We start from the raw sequence: 408 nt of genomic DNA on the forward strand, positions 1-408 counted from the left end.
AAGCGGTTTCTGGTAGCAATTTCCCCGGAATATTTTGAAAGCACGGTCCAGGACGGCCCCGGAAACCGGCTTGGCGGCGGCACTTTTTCTGGTAGCTGCCTGGTGGCCGAATGAGGAGATCTCTGCCCGGAAACCCATTTTTTGGAAATCCGGGCAGGAAATCCCCTTTCAGCCACCAAAGGGCTACCAGCAAAAACAAAGGCTGCACAGAAAATCCAGCTGAAAAATCAAAAAATAATGAAAGGATGGAACGGCAGTTTTGCTACCATATTTTGTAAGAAAATCAGCCGCATCAGCGACTTTGGGCTCCGGGGACCGAGATACGTACTCTTCTGGCGAAAAAGTTGGAAAGACGACGGCGAAAACTCAAAAGGAGGAGAAATCCGAATGAAGAAGTTCCTTTCTCTG

General features: G+C 49.0%; 1 protein-coding gene. It reads left to right on the plus strand.

From position 1 onward, the window contains the following. Positions 1 to 141: 141 nt before the first annotated feature. Positions 142 to 408: hypothetical protein (locus tag H9X91_RS14070; protein WP_204805879.1), on the plus strand; the 267-nt coding region annotated here is incomplete at its 3' end.

Origin of the sequence: Oscillibacter valericigenes (genome assembly GCF_016902445.1) — a bacterium.
GTDB classification, from domain to species: domain Bacteria; phylum Bacillota; class Clostridia; order Oscillospirales; family Oscillospiraceae; genus Oscillibacter; species Oscillibacter avistercoris.